Source organism: Qipengyuania sp. RANM35, from assembly GCF_041021145.2.
GTDB classification, from domain to species: domain Bacteria; phylum Pseudomonadota; class Alphaproteobacteria; order Sphingomonadales; family Sphingomonadaceae; genus Qipengyuania; species Qipengyuania soli.
The window spans coordinates 1,272,002-1,292,461 of sequence record NZ_CM196433.1 but is presented as its reverse complement, the minus strand read 5'-3'; the positions used below and the strand labels follow the sequence as shown (position 1 = coordinate 1,292,461).

The following is a 20,460-nucleotide window of genomic DNA, read 5'->3' as shown; positions in this document are numbered from 1 at the left end:
GCCCTGACGCATCGTTCGCGACGGGGGAGGATTACCATGACAGATCGGCCAAGCGTTTGAGCGGGGACGTCACGGTTTCACGCCGCATGGGCCTCGGCCTCGCCACATTGCTGGTGGCGGGCAACCTGATAGGGTCGGGCATCTACCTGTTGCCGGCGACACTTGGCGCCATCGGCAGCATCAGCCTGTTCGGCTGGATCATCGCTGCGCTGGGGGCGCTGGTGCTGGGCGGGGTATTTGCCCTCATCATGGTCGTCCGCCCGAGCGAGGATGGCCTGGCCGACATGATCCGTGCGGGAATGGGGCCGTATTGGGGTTTCCAGAGCACGATCCTCTACTGGATTGGCTGCTGGCTCGCCAACATTGCCATCGCGCTCGCGGTGACGGGATACCTCAGCGTCTTCTTCCCGGTCATCGCCAGCCCGACATGGACGGCGGTGACGACTTCGGCGGTCATCTGGCTGCTCACGCTGGTATCGATCATGGGGCCGCGAGCGATCGGCAAGATGCATATCCTGACGCTCGGCATCGGTCTCATCCCGCTGCTGGCCGCAGGAACTCTCGGCTGGCTGTGGTTTGATCCAGACCTGTTTGCCGCATCATGGAACGTGTCGGGCGAGACGGGCGGCTCGGCGGTCTACGGTTCGCTGCTGTCGGTTTTCTGGGCATTTGTGGGTGTCGAGTGCGCCGCGATGGTCGCACGAACGGTCGAGAACCCCGCAAGAAATGTCCCACTGGCGACGATGGGCGGGGTGGGGTTGGCAGCGCTAATCTACATGTTCGCGTCGACCGCTATCTTCGGGCTGGTCCCTGCCGCGGAACTCTCTGCATCGTCAGCGCCTTTCGCGCTTGCCGTCGAGCGTATCCTGGGGGCAGCGGCAGCAGGTCTCGTAGCCATTTGCGCGATCATGAAGGCTTCAGGCACTTGCGGCGGGTGGATCTTCGTGACGGGCGAGACCACGCTGTGGTCCGCTTCGGCAGGCTTCCTTCCGCGCTGGCTGGCAAAGCCGGATGCGAGGGGTATCCCGGTCCGGGCACTGGTGGTCATGGCCGTTGTGATGACCATCGCTGTCTTTGCTACCGCTGCGCCGTCGTTGGCCGAGCAGTTCGAGACGCTCATCAACGCGGTCGTCGTCTTCACTCTGGTGACCTACGTTTACGCCGCGATCGCACTGGTCCGTTTCACCAAGGAAGCATCGCGCACGATCCGCGCCACTGCGATAGTCACGGCAGTGCTCGCGACTGCTTTCTCGATACTGCTGATCGCTTCCTCGGGCGAGACGCTCCTGCTGGTAACGGCAGCTATTGCGCTTTGCACCGTCCCCGCATGGTTCGTAGTGAAGCGGGGCGCCACGCCGGCCTAGTCGGCATCTACACGCCGCGCGGTAACGATCTTCACCGGTTCGGCCAGCATCTGGCCCTTCATCCAGCCGTCACCCTTGTCCGGGTCGGTCGGCATGGCGTGGATCGCCTCGACCACGTCCATCCCCTCGACGACGTGTCCGAAAGCGGCGAAGCCTGCCTGTCGGTCAGGATCGGCTTTGTCGGGATCGGCATCCATGCTCGGCAAGGCCCGCAGCAGGATGGAAAAATCGCCCGTCGCAGTTCCGGGCGCATAGCGCGCCATCGACAACGTCCCGCGCTTGTGCAGCACGCCGGTCTGGCTGGTCGGCTCGTGCGCAATGGGGGGAAGAGTACGGTCGGGATCGTATTGCGTCCCCGCCTGGATCAAGCCGTTAGGCTGCTCGTCCCAGTCAAGCCGCATTGCGCGGTAGAAGACGATGCCGTCGAAACGCTTCTCGTCGACATAGCGCAGGAAATTGGCGGCGGTAATCGGTGCACGTTCGGTTTCGATGGCCACGACGATGTCGCCCGCGGTTGTCGAGAGGATCACGCGATCAGTTCTCGGCTGCGGCGGCATCTCCGAGTCTTGCGCAGCGAGCGGAGTGGCGAAGAGGGCAAGAACGGCGAGAGCGCGTGCGATCCAAGTCATCGGTCCATCCTGAAACGTCGTTGGTCGACAAGCAAGCGGTTGGACGCTTCATTAATCCACGCTTCAGGTTTACATTCGTAGTCGTTACGCTTACAGGCGTAGTCGAAGAACCGCGCCTGAGGGAGTAGAGTGATGGCGAAGCGCAAGGAAGCGCCCGGAGAGAGGATCAGCGACGCCGAGTACGCGGTCATGGAAGTGCTGTGGGAGAAGAGCCCGCTCACTGCCGCGGACGTCTGCGACAAGATCTGTGCCGAGCGTGACTGGTCGATGCCCACCGTCAAGACGCTGCTGAGCCGCCTCGTTGCAAAGGAGGCGGTCGGCACCGAACCCCTGGGACGCAAGTTCCTCTACAGCCCACTCATCGAACGCGCCGACTATGTCGGTGGTGAATCGCTGCGACTGGTCGATCGCCTCTTCGGCGGCCGCGCAGCACCGCTCTTTGCCCAGCTCGCAGAGAACGAGGCGTTGAGCGAGAGGGACCTCGAGGAAATCGAGGCTCTCCTGAGGGAGATGCGCAAATGACCGAAGTGCTGAGGGAATACTTCGACTGGTTCCTGCTCGACACCTTGTTGTGGACCGGGGGCCTTATTGCCTTCGTGCTCCTGCTGCGGCGTCCTGTTGCGCGTCACCTCGGGCCGGGTGCAGCCTATTCGCTGTGGGCACTACCTGCCGTCAGGCTGCTGTTTCCGCCGGTTACCCTGCCGGCATGGATGGCGCCCCAGGTTACGGCCGATGCGGTCATTTCCGACGCCACCATGACGCCTGTCGCCGAGACGGGGGGATACACGCTGGCGTCGGTAGCCACGCTTCCCGAAGGCACGATGCACACGCTGCCCGATCCGACCGACTTCACCACGCCGCTCGTGCTGTTGTGGCTGGTGGGCGCCGTTATCTTCCTAGTGCGCCGGTTCTGGCTTTATGGAGAGCTTCGTCGCGAATTACTCGACGATGCGGTCCCTGTGGGCGAGTCCGGGAATATCCGGCTGGTCGAAACACCGGCCATATCAGGACCGCTCGCGTTCGGCGTGCTCGACAAGGTGGTCGCGCTCCCGGTCGGCTTCATGACCTCGCGCAATCGCCAGGCGCGTGACCTCGCCATTGCGCACGAACTGGAACACCACCGCGGTCGTGACCTGCTGGCCAATATCCTCGTGCAGCCGCTTTTTGCGCTGCACTGGTTCAATCCGCTTGGCTGGATGGGCTGGACCGCGCTGCGTCGCGACCAGGAAGCAGCATGCGATGCACGTGTCGTGGCGAGCCGCCCGCACGAGGAACGCGCCGCTTATGCCAGCGTAATCGCCGATTTTGCCCGTCGCCCGCAGGCCGCTCCGCGTCCTGCGCTCGCGGCACCGATGGCCTGTCCGGTTTTGGGGGACAAATCCATCATTCAACGACTGAGGAACCTGTCCATGACCGACGTTTCGAGGCGCCGCCGCATTGCCGGTCGCGCCGGCATCGCTGCCGCGCTCTTCGCGCTGCCGATGACCGCATCCATCTGTTACGCCACGGCTGCCGAGCCCGAGCCGCCGACGCCGCCCGAGGCTCCTGCCGCACCGCTTCCTCCCGAACCGCCGGCAGCGCCCGATGCTCCTGACGCGCCTGATGCGCCCGATTTCGAGCGCGACATGGCGGACCTCGATCGCGAGCTGGCGGATCTGGACCGCGAACTTGCCGACGTTGATCGCGAGGTGACCGAGACGCGCGATGAGAACGGTCGGGTGGAACGCCGAGTCATCGTCCGTCGCAATTCCGATTGGGACAAGGGCGAGAAGGGTGAAAAGGGTGACCGCCTTGTTGAACGCCGGATCATTCGTGCGGAAAACGAAAGGATGACCGCCGAAGAACGCGCAGAAATGCAGGCCGAACTTCGCGAAGCCATGGCCGAGATGCGCCGCGAGCTTGGCGAAAACGGCGAGATGCACCGCGAAATCCGCATGGCCATGGCCGAAGCCCGCGCTGCCTCTGCGGAAGCCGGTTCGCATGCTCCCCAGGTCAAGATTGCCTGCAAGGACAAGGAGAACATCGTGACAACCGGCAAGGACAAGCAGGGTCGCGAAACGATCTTTGTCTGCGAAGCCAATGCCGACCGCGTTGCGCTCAAGGCGATGAAGTCGGCGCGCAAGGCTATCGAAAGCGATCACAACCTTTCGCGGGAAGAGCGCGCCGAAGCCTTGCGCGCTCTGGACGAGGAAATCGCCCGCCAGTCGCGCTGATCAATTCCCTGCGCGCAAAACGAGAGCGGCCGCCGGTACTCCCGGCGGCCGCTTTTGGTTTTCTCGGGCTGAAACTCAGCCGATGTTGGTGATCGCGTCGCAGGCCTTGTCGTCACCCTGCAGGCCAAGGCGCAGAGCCTGGCTGCGCTGGGCGCTGGTACCGTGGGTGAAATTCTCGCTCGAGACGCGTCCGCCGGTCAGGCGATCATCGCCGATGGCGGCAGCGGCGGTCATACCCTCTTCGATGTCCCCGGGCTCGATGAGATTGCGGTTCTTGCCCGCCCAGACGCCAGCATAGCAGTCGGCCTGCAACTCCATCCGGACCTGCAGCTGGTTGGCCATCCGCGGGTTCTGTTGCTGCGCACTCTGGATCTGCCCCGCAATGCCGGTGATCTTCTGCACGTGATGCCCGTACTCATGCGCGATCACATAGTAGCGGGCGAAATCGCCACCAGCACCCAATTGGCGCTCGAGCGTGTCGTAAAAAGCAGTGTCGATGTAGATCGTCTCGTCGCCCGGGCAGTAGAACGGCCCCATCGAGGAACTGCCTGCACCGCATGCCGTGCGGACGCCGCCGCCGCCATATAGGTCGAGCGCGGGCTGCTTGAACTGGTTGCCGAAGCCCTGCTGCTGGAAGGCCTGCGCCCAGGTCCGGTTGAGCGAATCGAGCGCGTTGCAGGCCTCGGTGGCGTATTCGCTGCTGGTACAGATCGCCTGCTCGTCGGTGTTGGCGGGTCCAGCCTGTTGCGTCTGCTGGCCAACCTGATCGACCACGGCAGCGGTCTGGAAAGGATCGAGGCCGAAGATGAAATAGCCCAGCGCGGCTATGACTATCGTGCCGCAACCGAGGCCGCCTGCCTTGCCTACGCCGCCTCCGCCGCTCGAGCGGACATTGATATTTCCGGTGTCGAACGGATTGAGCCTCATCTGCTTCCCCCTTGGTCTGGGCTTGTTTCTTGCCCTTTATCGGGCCAACGCATGCCAAGACAACGCTCGGAGGTCCAAATGTTTCTCGAAGGAAAACGCGCTCTCGTAACCGGTTCGACATCGGGCATTGGCCTGGCGACGGCGCGGGCCCTGCGCGCCGAGGGTGCCGAAGTCGTGCTCAACGGTTTCGGTGATGCGACCGAGATTGCCAAATTGTGCGAGGAACTGGGCGCGACCCATTCCGGCGCCGACCTCACCGACGTCGCCCAGGTCGAGGCGATGATGGCCGAGGCGGGTGATATCGACATCCTCGTCAACAACGCCGGGATGCAGCACGTCGCACCGGTCGAGGAATTCCCCGTCGCCAAGTGGGACACGATCATCGCCCTCAACCTGACCGCCGCATTCCACACCACGCGCCTCGCGGTGCCGGCCATGAAGCGCAAGGGCTGGGGGCGGATCATCAACACGGCGAGCGCCCACTCGAAGGTCGCAAGCCCGTTCAAGAGCGCCTACAACGCGGCCAAGCACGGCCTCGACGGCTTCACCAAGACCATCGGCCTCGAGCTTGCCGAGTTCGGCATTACCGCCAACTGCATCAGCCCCGGCTATGTCTGGACCCCGCTGGTCGAAAACCAGATCCCCGACACGATGAAAGCGCGCAACATGACCCGCGAGCAGGTCATCAATGACGTGCTGCTGGTAAAGCAGGCGACGAAGAAGTTCGTCCAGCCCGCCGAAATCGGCGCGCTCGCAGTCTTCCTCTGCCGTGACGAGATGCAGAACGTGAACGGCGCCAACTGGAGCATCGACGGCGGCTGGACGGCGGAGTGATACGGACATTCGGCTTTGCGCTGTTTGCGCTCTCGGCCTGTACGTCACAGCCGGCGAGCGATACGAAGCCAGACTCGGAAAGAGCGGCTCACGTAGTCGAGAAGGACCCTACTGCCGAAATCCATTCCGGGTCTCCATGCCTCGGCACGTGGATTTCCCAAATCGACACCGGACCGGAACTGGTCATCGGGGTGTGGGACGATATCTATGATGGCGGCCAGCTGGCTCTTCACAGCGACGGCGACAAGCTTTTCACCGTGGGCTTCAAGGCGGAAGGAAATTCCGTGTCCTTTGCCTCTCCCGAAGGGGATCGCCGGTGGAGGATGACATGCGAACCCTCTGAGACGAGGGCTCAACTTGAAGACGACGAGACAGGCGAAAGCAGGTCTCTCTACCTCATGCCCGAAGGCAAGGTCGGCTAGCCCTAGCTATCCTTGGAAACCGTCGTTACATGGGCCGCCACGAATCTCCCGGCAGGAACCTTATTGTGGCAAATCTCGATATCCCCCTCGGCCTTACTTTCGACGACGTCCTGCTCGTGCCGGCGGAAAGCGATATCCTGCCTTCGATGGCCAACACCGCCACGCGTCTGACGCGCGAGATTTCGCTCAACATTCCGGTGATCTCGTCGGCGATGGACACCGTCACCGAAGCCGACATGGCGATCGCCATGGCGCAGCTTGGCGGCATCGGCGTGCTACACCGCAATTTCGAAGTGGCCGACCAGGCCGCGGCCGTGCGCGCGGTGAAGCGTTACGAGAGCGGCATGGTGGTCAATCCCATCACCATCCACCCCGATGCGACCCTTGGCGAAGCGCAGGAAATCATGGCCGCGAACCGCATCAGCGGGATTCCCGTGACCGATGCCTCGGGCAAGCTCTGCGGCATCCTCACCAACCGTGATGTCCGCTTTGCCGAGAATCCGCGCCAGCCGGTCAAGGAATTGATGACCACCGAGAACCTCGCCACCGTGCCGCTGGGTACGAGCCAGGAGGAGGCCCGTCGTCTTCTCCATGCGCGGCGGATCGAAAAGCTGCTGGTGGTTGACGGGGCGCAAAACTGCGTCGGCCTCATCACCGTCAAGGACATCGAGAAGGCAGTCGCCTATCCCGAGGCGACCAAGGATGCGCAGGGTCGACTGCGCGTTGCTGCTGCGACGACCGTGGGCGACAAGGGTTTCGAGCGTACCGAGGCGCTGATCGATGCAGGCGTGGACGTAGTCGTCATCGACACCGCGCACGGTCACAACAAGGACGTCGCGCGCGCAGTCGAACGGGTCAAGGCGCTGTCGAATTCGGTCCAGGTCATCGCCGGCAACGTAGCCACCGCCGAAGCCACCAAGGCGCTTATCGGCGCAGGCGCCGATGCGGTAAAGGTCGGCATCGGTCCGGGTTCGATCTGCACCACTCGCGTCGTCGCAGGTGTCGGCGTGCCGCAGCTGACTGCGATCATGGATTGCGCCGAAGAAGCTGAGAAGTCGGGCGTTCCTGTCATCGGCGATGGTGGCCTGCGCACCAGTGGCGATGCCGCCAAGGCTCTTGCGGCAGGTGCCTCGACGATCATGGTCGGGTCGATGCTGGCAGGGACCGAGGAAGCACCGGGCGAGACCTTCATCTACCAGGGCCGCAGCTACAAGAGCTATCGCGGCATGGGCAGCGTGGGCGCCATGGCGCGCGGCAGCGCCGACCGTTACTTCCAGGCCGACGTCAGCCAGCAGAAGCTGGTCCCTGAAGGTATCGAGGGGCAGGTGCCCTATAAGGGCCCGGCAGCGGCAGTGATCCACCAGCTCGTCGGCGGCATCAAGGCGGCCATGGGCTACACCGGAAGCGCGACGATCGCCGACCTCAAGACGCGCGGCAAGTTCGTCCGCATCACCAATGCCGGCCTTGCCGAGAGCCATGTCCATGACGTGTCGATCACGCGGGAAGCGCCCAACTATCCGACGCGCTAGGTCATGACTCCCGCCGCCCGGGTCCAGACCGCCATCGAACTGATCGACAAGGTGATCGCTTCGGCGCGTGCCAAGGGCGCACCTGCCGACCGCATCCTTGCCGACTGGTTCAAGGCCAACCGCTTCGCCGGGTCCAAGGACCGCCGCGCAATCCGCGACCTTGTGTTCGCCGCCATTCGCGCCTGTGGGCCGGTGCCGGAGACAGGCCGGGCGGCAATGCTGCGACTGGCCCAAGTGGACGGATCGATCCTGCCGCTGTTCGACGGCTCCAACTATGGCCCCAAGGTCATCGAAGAGAGTGAAGAAGCCGCTGCCGGAGGAACCGCCCCGGATTGGCTTGCAAGGGAACTCGCCGCCTCGGGCATCGAGTGCGAGGATGCAGAGGCAATGTTGGGCAGGGCGCCGCTCGATTTGCGCGTCAATACTCTCAAGGCCCAGCGTGCCACGCTCCAGCTTCCGGTTGCGGCGGAAACAACCGCCGCCCCCAACGGCCTGAGACTTCCGTCAGGCACTCCGGTCGAGCAGTGGGAAGAGTTCCGCGAGGGCAAGATCGAGGTGCAGGATACCGGATCGCAGCTTGCCTGTGTGGCCGTAGCCGCCCAGCCCGGCGAGACCGTGATCGACCTGTGTGCCGGCGGCGGGGGCAAGACGCTCGCGTTGTCAGCGGCGATGGACAATCTCGGGCGCGTCATTGCCTCGGACACGGACCGTTCGCGCCTGTCGCGGCTCATGCCGCGCGCCGAGCGGGCGGGGGCGGCGAATATCGAGACCCGCCTGCTCGATCCGGGCAAGGAACTCGATGCGCTGGCCGACCTCGAAGGCAGGGCCGATGCCGTGCTCGTCGATGCACCATGTTCGGGGACCGGCACCTGGCGCCGCAACCCGGAGGCGCGCTGGCGACTCGACGAGAAGGAACTCGCCCGACTGGTCGACATCCAGGCGCGCCTGCTCGACATCGCTGCGCGCCTCGTGCGTCCCGGGGGGCGTCTGGTATACATCACCTGCTCGCTGCTCGACGCCGAAGGGGCGGGGCAGTTCGATGCCTTCCTCTCGCGCAGCCCCGATTTTGCCCCACACGCCACCAGTCTTCCGCTCGGGGCACCGCGTGGGCAGGGAATTCGCCTCACGCCGAAAGCCGACGATACCGACGGTTTTTTCATCGCTTGTGCAGGAAGGGCATGATAGCCCTCTAAGCCATGGCCGATATGCCTGCCTCTGGACTGCATTCCCCGCTGGAGAAAATCATGCGTTTTGCCCCCGTTGCCGCCGCCCTTTCGCTGGCTCTCGCCATGACTGCGAGCGTTAGCAGCGGAGCGGAACGCGCGCCGGAGCCGCGCGCCGCAGCGTTGATCGCCAAGGGCAAGGCCGCGCTCGCCGCTGGTGATGTCCAGGGCGCGATCGACAGCTACGAAGCGGCGCTGGCAATGGATCCGGGATATACACCGCTGCTGCTGCGCCTTGCAGAGGCGGCTCGTGCCGATGGCTTGCAGGGCAAGGCGATCCGCTACTACCGTGAGGCACTGACCCGCGAGCCGCGCAATTTCGCTGCCATGGCAGGCGAGGGCGAGGCCTTGGTCGAACGCGGTGCGATGGACAAGGCGCGCGCCAACCTCGCCAAGCTCGAATCCTTGTGCGGCAAGGGCTGTGCGGAAACGACTGCGCTGACGGCACGCATCGCTGCCGGTCCGCCGGCCAAAGTCAAGACCGCCGAAGCGGTCCTGCCGGAAGCAAAGTCGCCGCAGTCGAACTGATCGTTCAGACCAGTTCGCGGAACGCTTCGACCACGGTGCGATAGACGCGCTTCTTGAACGGGACGATCAGCTCGGGAAGCTGGTCCGGTTCGACCCATTTCCAGTCGCAGAACTCGGGCGGATCATGCGCTTCGAGGTCGATATGATGGTCCTCGCCGGTAAAGCGGGCGAGGAACCAGACCTGCTCCTGCCCGCGATACTTGCCGCCCCACAATTTGCCGATGAGTTCTTCGGGCAGGTCGTAGCGGATGGCTTCCTCGGTCTGCTGGATGATGCTGACGTGTTCGGCGCGCGCGCCCGTCTCCTCGGCCAGCTCGCGCATGGCCGCATCACGCAGGTCCTCTCCCGGATCGACGCCCCCCTGCGGCATTTGCCACCAGTCGCCTTCCTTGTTGTCGATGCGGCGACCGACGAACACGAGGCCGGCGGAATTCACCAGCATCACGCCGACGCAGGGGCGGTAGGCGGTCGGTATGCTCATCCGTGCCTCGCAAGCATCATTTTCAACGCGGCAAAGACGTAATCGAGATCCTTCTGATAGCTCGGTACGGCCTGGCGCAGGTTGCTGAAGCTGTGCGTGCCGCCTTTGACCTCGATGAACACGTGATCGATGCCCGCATTGCTGAGCGCTGCGCCGTAATCGCGACCGGAGTCGCGGATCGGGTCGAGGCTGGCGGTCACCAGCACGGCAGGCGGGGTGCCCGCATGTTCGCCGAGGATAGGCATGGCCCGCCAGTCGTCCTTGTCGGGCTTGTAAGCCGCCTCGAAGAATTCCATGCCTGCTCTCGTCAGGACGAAGCCCTCGGCAAAGTCGACGACGCTTTGCGACTTCGCCCAGTCGCTGGCGAGCGGGAAGATCGGTACCTGAAGAATTACCGGAACCGCTGCCGCCTCGCGCATCAGCGCCTGGGTGACGACAATCGCTGCATTGCCCCCGGCGCTGTCGCCGATCGGGACCAGTCCGGTCGCCGGGCGCCCCAGTTCTCCAGGCGATCCGGCGATCCAGCGGGTCGCGGCGACGCAATCGTCGATCGCCGCGGGGAAGGGTGCCTCGGGCGCGCAGCGATAGTCGACCGCCACCACGGGCAGGTCCATCTGATAAGCGATTTCGGTGCACAGATTGTGATGGGTGTTGAGGTCGCCGATGACGAAACCACCACCGTGATAGAAGCAGATCACCGGTCCGGGGCCGCGGCTTTCGCGCGAGTCATAGAGGCGCAGCGGAATGTCGCCGGCAGGTCCAGGGCATGACAGGTCGCGGATTACGGCAAGGTCGCGTGCGGGCGCATCGGCCATGTCGTGGAGCGCCTGATAGCCGGCGCGAGCTTCTTCCAGAGAAACCTCGTCCAGCGGCGGGCCACCAGCTGCCTCGAGCAGCGCAAGGAAGGCGCGCACATCCTCGCGGACATAGGGTTCGGTGTCAGCCATGCATTCTCTCCCCGGCTTTGCGTTGCTTTTCGGGACTTAGCGTGTCGGCGGTGCTTTTCCACGCTCGATTTTCTCGCTAGCAGAGAAAAACTTGATTGCGAGAGAGGGGGGTGGGGCCTACCTGCCGCACCCCGAAGAGACGGGCGCCGCACCCGACGGCGCAAGACAAGGATATACCGGATGGCAACAGCCGCCACCAAGCCGCAGGATAGCGGCCTGCCCGAAACCCCCGAGACGGTAGTCGTACGCTTTGCGGGCGATTCCGGTGACGGCATGCAGCTCACGGGCGGGCAGTTCACGCTCTCCACGGCGCTGGCCGGCAATGATCTTGCGACCTTCCCCGACTTCCCGGCGGAAATCCGCGCGCCGCAGGGTACGCTGTTCGGGGTCTCCGCGTTCCAGATCAACTTTGGCAGCCGCCAGATCAACACGGCGGGCGATGCGCCCGATGTGCTGGTGGCCATGAACCCGGCGGCGCTCAAGGTGAACCTCGCGGCGTTGAAGCCCGGCGGCCTGATCATCGCCGACACGGGCGAATTCACCAAGCGCAACCTCGACAAGGCGAAATACGACACCAACCCGATCGAGGACGGCAGCCTTGCCAAGTGGCAGGTCCTTGCCTTCGACATCAGCGCGCAGACGATCGAGGCGGTGAAGCCCTACGGTCTCGGCAACAAGGACGCTCTGCGCTGCAAGAACATGTGGACCCTCGGCCTCGCGCTGTGGATGTTCGATCGCGACCGCGAGCCCTTGCACGAGTGGCTGCGCCAGAAGTTCCGCACCAAGCCCGACATTGCCGATGCCAATATCGCGGCACTCGATGCCGGCCACGCCTATGGCGAGACGGCCGAACTGAGCGGTCCGCTCAAGCAGGTCCATGTCGACCCCATGCCGTCCGCACCGGGCCTTTACCGGACCATCACGGGTGCCGAAGCGGTTTCGCTCGGTCTTGTGGCAGGCGCGCAGCTGGCAGAGCTGCCGATGTTCTTCGGCGGCTATCCGATTACTCCGGCTTCGGCGATCCTGCATCACCTGGCGCGGCTCAAGGAATTCGACGTCACCACCTTCCAGGCGGAAGACGAGATTGCCGCAATCTGCGCCGCTATCGGTGCGAGCTATGCGGGTAGCCTTGGCGTCACCTCCTCGTCCGGTCCCGGCATCGCGCTCAAGGGCGAGGCGATGGGCCTTGCGATCATGACCGAGCTGCCGCTGGTCATCGTGAATTCGCAGCGCGGTGGCCCCTCGACCGGCCTGCCGACCAAGACCGAGCAGAGCGACCTTTACCAGGCGGTCTATGGCCGCAATGGCGATGCGCCCATGCCGGTGATCGCCGCCCGCAGCCCGTCTGACGCCTTCGAAGTGGCGATCGAGGCCTGCCGCATTGCGGTCGAATACATGACTCCCGTCATGCTGCTGACCGACGGCTATATCGCCAATGCAGCCGAGCCCTGGAAGGTGCCGAACCCGGCCGATTATGCGCCGTTCCCGGCGAAGTTCCTCGAAGAGAAGAACGACGGTGACAATCTGCTGCCCTACAAGCGCGATGCGAAGGGGGCGCGCCCGTGGATCAAGCCCGGCACGCCCGGCCTGATGCATCGCATCGGCGGCATCGAAAAGCACGAGCTGACCGGCAATATCGATTATTCGCCCGACAACCACCAGCGCATGACCGACCTGCGCAAGGGCAAGGTCGATCACGTGAAGGTGCCCGACCAGGAGGTCTGCCTCGGCAACACTTCCGGCAAACTTGCCGTGGTCGGCTGGGGATCGACCTATGGTCCGATCCACCGCGCAGTCGATAATTGTCGCAATAAGGGACTCGATGTCAGCCACATCCATGTGCGCCACATCTGGCCGCTACCGGCCAACCTCGGCGACCTTCTGCGCGGTTTCGACAAGGTGCTCGTGCCCGAGATGAACACCGGCCAGTTCAAGACCGTGCTGCGTGACCAGTACCTGGTCGATGCCCAGCCGTTGACCAAGACGAGCGGCCAGCCATTCCAGATCGCCGAACTGGAAGCGGCGATCGCCAAATTCTTTGACGGCGTGGCCGGGAACGAGGGGGGCGAGGTTCCCGTCAATGACCAGCAATTGCCCAGTCCCAAAGCGGAGAACGACTAATGAACGCTCCCGTCAAAATCGAAACCACGCTCAAGGACTGGGAAACCGACCAGGAGGTCCGCTGGTGCCCCGGTTGCGGTGACTATGCTATCCTGAAGGCTGTGCAGCGCACGCTTCCCCAGCTGGGCTGCGATCCCGCGAAGACGGTGTTCATCAGCGGCATCGGCTGTTCCAGCCGCTTCCCCTATTACGTCGAGAGCTATGGCTTCCATACCATCCATGGCCGCGCACCGGCCTTTGCGACCGGAGCCAAGCTGGCAAATCCCGATCTGGACATCTGGCTGGTAACCGGCGATGGTGACGGATTGTCTATTGGTGGCAATCACTTGATGCACGTTCTTCGTCGTAATGTGAACATGCAGATCATGCTGTTCAATAACGAGATCTACGGCCTGACCAAGGGCCAGTACTCGCCCACCAGTCGCGAAGGGACGCGCTCGCCCTCGACCCCGCTCGGCAGCTACGACCACCCCGCACGTCCCGCGGCATTCGCCCTCGGCGCCGGTGCTCGTTTCGTCGGTCGCGGTTTCGATGTGTCGAAGAACCTGCCCGACGTGCTCAAGGCGGCCCACGCCCACCAGGGCGCAGCCTTTATCGAGATCTTCCAGAACTGCATCGTCTACAACAAGGACGTGTTCGACGATTTTGCTGCTCCCAAGGGGGCAGAGGATCGCCAGCTCTGGCTCGAGAACGGCCAGCCGATGCTTTTCGCGGGCGGCACCAAGGGCATTGCCCTGGACCGCGATGCATTGACGCTCAAGGTCGTCGATGTGGCGGACGGCAACTGGGAAGCAGCCGGTGTCATTGTTCACGACGTTACCAACCGCTCGGTCGCGCACATGCTGGTCGAAATGCCCTTTGGCGCATTTCCGATGGCTCTCGGGGTCCTCTACGACGACCCGCGTCCGACCTTCGAGGCAGCCGCGATGGAGGAAAAGGCCAAGGCAAGCGAAGGCAAAGAAGCAAACCTCGCCAAGCTGCTCGGCAAGGGCCAGACGTGGACGGTAAGCGGTACGGCACAGGACCCCGTGTGACGGAAGGGTAGTCCAGTCACATGGACAACCTGACACACAGCCTTGTCGGCGCGCTGATCGGACAGACGGGACTGAAGCGCAAGACCGGGCTGGCGATGCCCGCGCTGATCATCGGGGCCAATCTGCCCGATGTCGACGCAGCCTGTTTCCTCTGGCTGGACGGGGTCGAGCATCTCGGCTTTCGTCGCGGTATCACCCACGGGCCGCCGGCGCTGCTGCTTCTCCCGTTGGTTCTTGCTGGCCTGCTCTACGGCTTCGATCGCTGGCAGGCGAAGCGGGGAACCAGGCCGCCAGCGCGCCTGCCGGTGAGCTTCAAGTGGCTCTACTTGCTGGCCTTCATCGCGTGCCTGACCCATCCGGCGCTCGACTGGCTGAACGTCTATGGCATCCGCCTCCTGATGCCCTTTTCGGATCGCTGGTTCTATGGCGACACGCTTTTCATCATCGACATCTGGCTTTGGGCCCTGCTGGGTTTCGCCACATGGTTTTCGCTGAGGCGAGAGAAGCAGGGCGGCAACTGGGTGAGACCCGCGCGGGTCGCACTTACGGTCGCTTGCGGCTACATCCTCATCAACGGGTTCATCACACGCGACGCCGAGCGCATGCGGTTGATGGATGCGCACTATGCCCACACCATAGCCGCGCCGGTGCCTTTGTTTTTCTGGAAGCGCCAGCTGATCTTCCCGAACCAGGAGGGCAACCACTCGCTGATCGACAACTATTCCGGTCCGGGCGAGGGTCGCCTCAACGTGCGCCGGCTCGGCGGGGTCACGCTTGCCGATTGTCGACTATCGAACGCAGCGGAGCGGGATCCGCAGGTGAGGGCCTTTCTCGTGTGGTCCCGCGTGCCGTTCGTCGAATACCGTCGCGATGGGCTGTGGATACGCGATGCGCGTTTCGCTGATCCCAATATCGGCGACCGCTTCGCTGTTCGCCTGCCCGAAGGCACCTGCGACGTTTTCTTCCGCTAGTGTACTGCGGTCTCCAGCTTCTCGCCTGCGGGACTGTCGGCAACGGCCTTGGCCGGCTTGTAGAGCAGGGCGGCAGCGGTGAAAGCCCAGGCGGCTCCGCCCATCCAGCCGGCAGTGACGTCGCTCGGGAAATGGACACCCAACATGACCCGGCTCCATGCGATCATTGCGGAAAGCACCATCGCCGTGCCTATCATCGTATAGCGAACGGAATGGCGCTTGCTCATCGAGGCGAAGGCCAGCGCCATGCCAATATAGATCATTGCCGATGCGAAGCTGTGTCCGCTGGGAAAGCTGTTGCCGCCGGCTTCGGTCAGGTGGGGCACGATTTCGGGGCGATCGCGACCGATGAGCCACTTCATGAGGTTGTTCAGCATCCAGCCGAAGAATACCGTGCTGGCGAAGAGGACAGCCTCGCGCCGCAAGCGCAGGAACAGGAGAGCGACTACTGCGCCGATCGTGATGAGCGTGCTCAGCAATACCCCGCCGAGCGAGGTGATGTCGCGAACGGCTTCATGGATGAACGGTCCGCCGCGCGGGTGGAAGTCAGCACCAGTCCGGTAGAGATGCAGGCCCCAGTCATCGAAGGCACCGGTCATCCCGTGAGTGACCAGATAGACCATGGTTGCCCAGCCAATCCAGAGGATGGCGGCAGATACGAGAGCCTTTGTGCGATCGACGGTAAATCCGCGCTCTGGCAGGCGGACATGTTCGGCCGGAACCGGCTGGTTCTCTGCCACGACGAACTGGGAGCGGTGCATATCCATGACTGGGGGAACAAGCGCAGGTCCAATTGGGTTCCGCAGGCATGAGTTCACCACAGATTGTCTGGCTAAGGCGCGATCTCCGGCTGGCCGACCAACCAGCATTCCACGCCGCAGCCAAATCCGGCCCTGTCATTCCAGTCTACGTCCTCGATGACGAGCGTGCGGGCGACCATGCCTACGGCGGCGCCTCGCGCTGGTGGCTCCATTATTCTCTGGAAAGCCTGGGAGCGACGCTGGGCTCGCATCATTCACGGATCGTCCTTCGTCGCGGTGATGCACCGCAGGTCCTTGCCAGCCTGGCCGAGGAAACCGGGGCGACCTGCATCCACGCGCTCCGACACTACGAGCCGTGGTGGAAGGAGGCCGAGGACGAGCTGCGCGATGCCTTGCCCGACGGTCGCGAGCTTTGCCTTTATGACGGAAATTACCTCCTGCCTCCGGGTAGTGTCACCACCGGATCGGGCGATCCCTACAAGATCTACACTCCGTTTTCGAAGGCGATGCTCGAGCGTATGCCGCCCCGCGAGCCGTTGCCGGAGCCAGATACGATCCATTCTCCCGAGAGCTGGCCCGAAAGTGATGCTCTGGCGGACTGGAGCTTGCTCCCCACCCACCCCGACTGGGCGGGCGGGATGCGCGAGTTCTGGGAGGTTGGCGAAACGGCTGCGTGCGAAAGGCTGAACTGGTGGGCCGACGAAGTCGCTTCCTACGACAATGGTCGCAACCTTCCGTCCGAAGACATGACATCGCGTCTGTCGCCTCACTTGCACTGGGGCGAAATCAGTCCGGCGCAGGTGTGGCACAAGCTCAAGGACAAGCGCAGCGAGGGCTGGCACGTGTTTGCCAAGGAACTGATCTGGCGCGACTACGCGCAGAACGTCATCGACCAGTTCCCCGATTACCCGCGGGACAGTTACCGGACCTACGACGAGCGCAAGCTGTGGCGGAATCCCAAAATGGGACACCTCATCCAGTCCGATCTCGAACGCTGGCAGCGCGGCATGACCGGCTATCCGGTCGTCGATGCCGGCATGCGCCAGCTGTGGCAGACCGGGTGGATGCACAACCGCGTGCGGATGATCGCTGCCAGCTTCCTGGTGAAGCACCTCCTGATCGACTGGCGCTTCGGCGAACAGTGGTTCTGGGACACGCTGGTCGATGCCGATTACGGCAACAATGGCGTCAACTGGCAGTGGATTTCTGGCACCGGTGTCGACAGCAACATGTTCGTGCGGATCATGGCGCCACTGACGCAGAGCGAGAAGTTCGACTCCGCTGGCTACATTCGCGAATATGTGCCGGAACTCGCGAAACTTTCCGATGCCGAGATTCACGATCCGGCCGACAGCAGGCGGGGCGCCTATCCGAAGAAGATGATCGGCCACAAGGAGGCACGCGAAAGAGCGCTTGCGGCCTACGCCGAAGCGAAGGGTTAGCTTGCCTCGCGCCGCGCTGCGCGTAATAGCGGCGGCAATGGACATGCAGACCACCATCCGCGGCCGCGACCTCGTCGAGGGTTCACGCCGTTTTGCCCGCAAGCCGGGGTTTTTCGCGCGACTGGTCGCACCCGGCTTCGAGAAGATCCTCGGCAAGATCGATGCCGCGCTGGTTTCGGGGACGATTTACGGCGTCCTTCCCGACGGGACCGAGCGCAAACTCGGTGGACGCGCACCCGGCTTCGAATGTACGGTCGAACTGCGCAGCTACAATGCGTTGCTGCGCCTGGCGAGCAACGGCTCGGTCGGTTGGTACCAGGCGTGGGAAGCGGGAGAATGGTGGAGCCCCGACCCGGTGCCGCTCTTCGCGCTTTTCGTGCAGCATGCCGAGCGCCTGGGTGACACCGCGCGCGCAAAGGGGCCGTTCCGCCACGCCCTGCGCCTTGCCCACCTGTTCAACCGCAACACCCAGGAAGGATCGCAGAAGAACATTTCTGCGCACTATGACCTCGGCAACGACTTCTACGCGCCGTGGCTCGACCCGACGATGAGCTACTCTTCCGCGCTCGATGTGGCCGGGGACGGGCTCGAGGCGGCGCAGAAGCGCAAGTGGTGCGCGCTGGCGTCACGCATCGGTGATGCCGCCACGGTGCTCGAGATCGGCTGCGGCTGGGGCGGGCTTGCGGACGACCTTGCGGCACGAGGCAGTGACGTCACCGCCATCAGCCTGTCGGACGAACAACTGGCATGGGCGAGGGCGCACCACTCATCCTCGATCGATTTCCGCAAGCAGGATTATCGCGATACGTCCGGCCAGTTCGACGCCATTGTCAGCGTCGAGATGGTCGAGGCACTGGGACGCGAATACTGGCCGACCTTCATGGACTGCGTCTCGCGCAATTTGAAGCCGGGCGGTCGCGCGGCGATCCAGTACATATCCATGCGCGACGAGCTGTTCGACGAATATGCCAAGAGCGCCGATTTCATCCAGGCATACATCTTCCCGGGAGGCCTGCTGATCCGCACCAGCGAGTTCCGTCGGCTGGCCGAGGAGCGCGGGCTGGAATGGCGCGACCAGGCTGATTTCGGTCTCGACTATGCCGAGACGCTGAAGCTGTGGCGTCAGAAATTCGATGCGGCGGAAGAACAGGGACGCCTGCCGCACGGATTCGATGCGCGCTTCTGCGATCTCTGGCGCTATTACCTGATGTATTGCGAAGGCGGTTTCCGTGGTGGCGGCATCGACGTCCACCAGGTGACGATGGTCAAAGGGGGAGAGACAAGATGAAGCGATTGCTGCTTTCGATCAGCGTGCTGGCCTTGGCCGGCTGCGCAACGGCGAACGACCTTGCGCCATCCGCACATGTTGCGGCAGCGCCCGCGGTCACGCAGTCGGTCCCGGCGAATCCGGCGACCATGGATCCGAGCGACTCGATCCTGTTCTGGAGCGACGAGCGGCGTTCCGCAGCCTTCCGCAAGATGGAAGACTCCTTCCCGGGCCTCGAGGTTGCCGCGCCCCGTCATACCCGCACGCTGACGCGCGGTCCCGAACTGTCAGACGGGCTTAAGGCTGCCATCCGCGACTACATGGAGCGGACCAATGCATCGGGCATGATGGTGCTCGATCACGGGGTGGTGCGGTTCGAGGAATACCGTCTCGGCATGACGGCGGACGAACGCTGGACGAGCTTCTCCGTGGCCAAGAGCTTCACCTCGACCTTGCTCGGGGCAGCCATCGCCGATGGGAAGATCGGTTCCATCGACACCCCGGTTACCGACATCGTCCCGGAACTTGCCGGGACTGCCTACGATGGCGTCACCGTCGGCCAGATTGCGACGATGACATCCGGCGTGGCGTGGAACGAGGACTACACCGATCCCAACAGCGACGTCGCGAGGATGCTGGCCATCGAGCCGGTTGCGGGCGAGTCGCAAGCTGTAACCTTTGCGCGCACCCTGAAGCGCGAAGCTCCGGCGGGCAGCAAGTGGGTCTACAAGACGCTCGAGACCAACCTGCTCGGCCTCATCGTGGAGAAAGCTACGGGCAAGTCGCTCGCCGCCTATGCGGCGGAGAAGATCGTCGGGCCCGCAGGCTTTTCCGGGGGGATGTTCTGGATGCAGGACCTCACCGGCGGCAATATTGGTGGCTGCTGCCTTTCGGTCCGGCTTTCGGACTATGCCCGCTTCGGCCAGTTCGTGCTCGAAGGCGGCAATGGCGTGGTGCCCGATGGATGGTTCGCGAAGGCGGGCGGGCGCCAGGTCGATTTCGCTCCGCAGGCTCCTGGCTTCGGCTACGGCTACCAGTGGTGGACTTATCCCGGCGGGAACTTCGGTGCGCAGGGCATCTTCGGGCAGGCGATCACCATCGTCCCTTCCGAACAGGTTGTCGTCGCCATCATCAGCAATTGGCCCAAGGCGACTAGCAGCGGCGGGCGCGCCGATTTCCGCGAGCTCGTCGACGCGATCGTCAAGAACAAGTGATCTAGGGAGTGGTGGCGGCGTCCGCGAAGGGCACCGCCACCGACGACGACTTTCCGGACACGGTTCAGGCCGCGCCCTTCGGGTCGCCGCCAATGTGGTCGGTGTCGTCGCCTAGCTTGTCGAAAGCTGCCCGCTCAGTAGGGGCGGTAGTTGCCCGCGCCGGTGTAACGGGCGATGATATTGTCGTGCACGATCGGGCTCAGCAATTCGCTGAAGGCGCAACCGACCATGCAGTTCTCCCACCACACGACCTGCGCCTGGAGCGATTCAAGGCCGGGCAGGGTGAGCCAGCACAACTGGCCTTCGTGCATGCGATTGATCGCAGCCGCCGAAAAGCCGGAGATCGACAGATCGTGGACCACTGTCTGGAAGGCACGGCCACCAGAGGCGCGAAGCTGTCCCGGAATGGTCAGCTTCGTCCGCGGCGCGCAGCGATCCTCTTGCGCAGCTACCAGGTATCGGTCCTGTGTCTGATAGGTCATGTCGCGCCCTTCCGTCTCGTCTTCATTCCGGCTCATAAGTCACCTCGCGCACACGCGGTGTATCTGGCGGA

20 protein-coding genes are annotated in these 20,460 nt (G+C 63.8%); 14 read left to right on the top strand and 6 right to left on the bottom strand.

Annotated elements, in window-relative coordinates:
* The first annotated feature begins 56 nt into the window (after nucleotides 1–56).
* The gene (locus RAM60_RS06495; protein WP_369025080.1) at nucleotides 57–1,364 is read left to right on the top strand and encodes an amino acid permease; all 1,308 of its coding nucleotides are present in this window, start codon (nucleotides 57–59) and stop codon (nucleotides 1,362–1,364) included.
* Here the strand turns inward: RAM60_RS06495 and RAM60_RS06490 are convergent.
* Nucleotides 1,361–1,993, bottom strand: coding sequence for a peptidylprolyl isomerase (locus RAM60_RS06490; protein WP_369025081.1), 633 nt, complete (start codon nucleotides 1,991–1,993; stop codon nucleotides 1,361–1,363). The two genes, RAM60_RS06495 and RAM60_RS06490, sit on opposite strands and share 4 nt — an antisense overlap.
* Nucleotides 1,994–2,125: 132 nt before the next feature.
* Between RAM60_RS06490 and RAM60_RS06485 the strand changes: the two genes are divergently transcribed.
* Both RAM60_RS06485 and RAM60_RS06480 read left to right on the top strand, forming a co-directional pair.
* Nucleotides 2,126–2,515 carry a BlaI/MecI/CopY family transcriptional regulator gene (locus RAM60_RS06485; protein WP_200983980.1) on the top strand — a complete coding sequence of 130 codons (390 nt, stop codon included), beginning with the start codon at nucleotides 2,126–2,128 and terminating at the stop codon, nucleotides 2,513–2,515.
* Nucleotides 2,512–4,206 (top strand): M56 family metallopeptidase, encoded by a 1,695-nt coding sequence (locus RAM60_RS06480; protein ID WP_369025082.1) that lies wholly within the window; start codon nucleotides 2,512–2,514, stop codon nucleotides 4,204–4,206. The genes RAM60_RS06485 and RAM60_RS06480 overlap by 4 nt, the downstream gene beginning before the upstream one ends.
* 75 nt (nucleotides 4,207–4,281) lie before the next feature.
* On the opposite strand, the gene ypfJ is transcribed toward RAM60_RS06480, so the two are convergent.
* On the bottom strand, nucleotides 4,282–5,133 hold the full coding sequence (gene ypfJ / locus RAM60_RS06475) for a KPN_02809 family neutral zinc metallopeptidase (RefSeq protein ID WP_369025083.1): 852 nt from the start codon (nucleotides 5,131–5,133) through the stop codon (nucleotides 4,282–4,284).
* Nucleotides 5,134–5,211: 78 nt separating this feature from the next.
* Here ypfJ and RAM60_RS06470 point away from each other — a divergent pair, with 78 nt between their 5' ends.
* The 5 genes from RAM60_RS06470 to RAM60_RS06450 all read left to right on the top strand — a co-directional run bounded on the left by RAM60_RS06470 (nucleotide 5,212) and on the right by RAM60_RS06450 (nucleotide 9,669).
* Nucleotides 5,212–5,967, top strand: coding sequence for a 3-hydroxybutyrate dehydrogenase (locus tag RAM60_RS06470; RefSeq protein ID WP_369025084.1), 756 nt, complete (start codon nucleotides 5,212–5,214; stop codon nucleotides 5,965–5,967).
* Nucleotides 5,964–6,389, top strand: a complete 426-nt coding sequence (locus RAM60_RS06465; RefSeq protein WP_369025085.1) for a hypothetical protein — start codon at nucleotides 5,964–5,966, stop codon at nucleotides 6,387–6,389. The genes RAM60_RS06470 and RAM60_RS06465 overlap by 4 nt, the downstream gene beginning before the upstream one ends.
* Nucleotides 6,390–6,418: 29 nt before the next feature.
* Nucleotides 6,419–7,918, top strand: a complete 1,500-nt coding sequence (gene guaB, locus RAM60_RS06460; RefSeq protein WP_369025086.1) for an IMP dehydrogenase — start codon at nucleotides 6,419–6,421, stop codon at nucleotides 7,916–7,918.
* A 3-nt stretch (nucleotides 7,919–7,921) separates the two neighbouring features.
* Nucleotides 7,922–9,100, top strand: a complete 1,179-nt coding sequence (locus tag RAM60_RS06455) for an RsmB/NOP family class I SAM-dependent RNA methyltransferase (protein WP_369025087.1) — start codon at nucleotides 7,922–7,924, stop codon at nucleotides 9,098–9,100.
* A gap of 62 nt (nucleotides 9,101–9,162) precedes the next feature.
* Nucleotides 9,163–9,669: a tetratricopeptide repeat protein gene (locus RAM60_RS06450; protein ID WP_369025088.1), complete on the top strand. Its 507-nt coding sequence runs from the start codon at nucleotides 9,163–9,165 to the stop codon at nucleotides 9,667–9,669.
* A 4-nt stretch (nucleotides 9,670–9,673) separates the two neighbouring features.
* Here RAM60_RS06450 and RAM60_RS06445 read toward each other — a convergent pair whose 3' ends face one another.
* Nucleotides 9,674–10,150, bottom strand: coding sequence for an RNA pyrophosphohydrolase (locus RAM60_RS06445; protein WP_200983972.1), 477 nt, complete (start codon nucleotides 10,148–10,150; stop codon nucleotides 9,674–9,676).
* Complete coding sequence (locus tag RAM60_RS06440; RefSeq protein WP_369025089.1) at nucleotides 10,147–11,097, bottom strand: alpha/beta hydrolase; 951 nt, start codon at nucleotides 11,095–11,097, stop codon at nucleotides 10,147–10,149. Before RAM60_RS06440 ends, RAM60_RS06445 begins: the two co-directional genes overlap by 4 nt.
* Before the next feature lie 180 nt (nucleotides 11,098–11,277).
* Between RAM60_RS06440 and RAM60_RS06435 the strand changes: the two genes are divergently transcribed.
* The 3 genes from RAM60_RS06435 to RAM60_RS06425 are packed head-to-tail and all read left to right on the top strand — an operon-like array spanning nucleotide 11,278 to nucleotide 15,223.
* Nucleotides 11,278–13,218, top strand: coding sequence for a 2-oxoacid:acceptor oxidoreductase subunit alpha (locus RAM60_RS06435; protein WP_369025090.1), 1,941 nt, complete (start codon nucleotides 11,278–11,280; stop codon nucleotides 13,216–13,218).
* Complete coding sequence (locus tag RAM60_RS06430; protein ID WP_369025091.1) at nucleotides 13,218–14,252, top strand: 2-oxoacid:ferredoxin oxidoreductase subunit beta; 1,035 nt, start codon at nucleotides 13,218–13,220, stop codon at nucleotides 14,250–14,252. Before RAM60_RS06435 ends, RAM60_RS06430 begins: the two co-directional genes overlap by 1 nt.
* Nucleotides 14,253–14,272: 20 nt before the next feature.
* Entirely contained in the window at nucleotides 14,273–15,223 is a 951-nt protein-coding gene (locus tag RAM60_RS06425; RefSeq protein WP_369025092.1) for a metal-dependent hydrolase, read from the top strand.
* On the opposite strand, the gene RAM60_RS06420 is transcribed toward RAM60_RS06425, so the two are convergent.
* A complete protein-coding gene (locus RAM60_RS06420; protein ID WP_510640373.1) occupies nucleotides 15,220–15,984 on the bottom strand; it encodes a phosphatase PAP2 family protein in 765 nt (254 codons plus the stop codon). The genes RAM60_RS06425 and RAM60_RS06420 overlap by 4 nt on opposite strands.
* Nucleotides 15,985–16,031: 47 nt before the next feature.
* Between RAM60_RS06420 and RAM60_RS06415 the strand changes: the two genes are divergently transcribed.
* From RAM60_RS06415 to RAM60_RS06405, 3 genes are read left to right on the top strand one after another with little or no spacing between them, the layout of a single operon-like run.
* On the top strand, nucleotides 16,032–17,426 hold the full coding sequence (locus RAM60_RS06415) for a cryptochrome/photolyase family protein (protein ID WP_369025094.1): 1,395 nt from the start codon (nucleotides 16,032–16,034) through the stop codon (nucleotides 17,424–17,426).
* 37 nt (nucleotides 17,427–17,463) lie between these two features.
* Nucleotides 17,464–18,714 carry a class I SAM-dependent methyltransferase gene (locus RAM60_RS06410; protein WP_369025095.1) on the top strand — a complete coding sequence of 417 codons (1,251 nt, stop codon included), beginning with the start codon at nucleotides 17,464–17,466 and terminating at the stop codon, nucleotides 18,712–18,714.
* On the top strand, nucleotides 18,711–19,907 hold the full coding sequence (locus RAM60_RS06405; protein ID WP_369025096.1) for a serine hydrolase domain-containing protein: 1,197 nt from the start codon (nucleotides 18,711–18,713) through the stop codon (nucleotides 19,905–19,907). Before RAM60_RS06410 ends, RAM60_RS06405 begins: the two co-directional genes overlap by 4 nt.
* Nucleotides 19,908–20,041: 134 nt before the next feature.
* Here the strand turns inward: RAM60_RS06405 and RAM60_RS06400 are convergent, their stop codons facing one another.
* A complete protein-coding gene (locus tag RAM60_RS06400; RefSeq protein WP_200984207.1) occupies nucleotides 20,042–20,389 on the bottom strand; it encodes a PilZ domain-containing protein in 348 nt (115 codons plus the stop codon).
* Nucleotides 20,390–20,460: the final 71 nt, after the last annotated feature.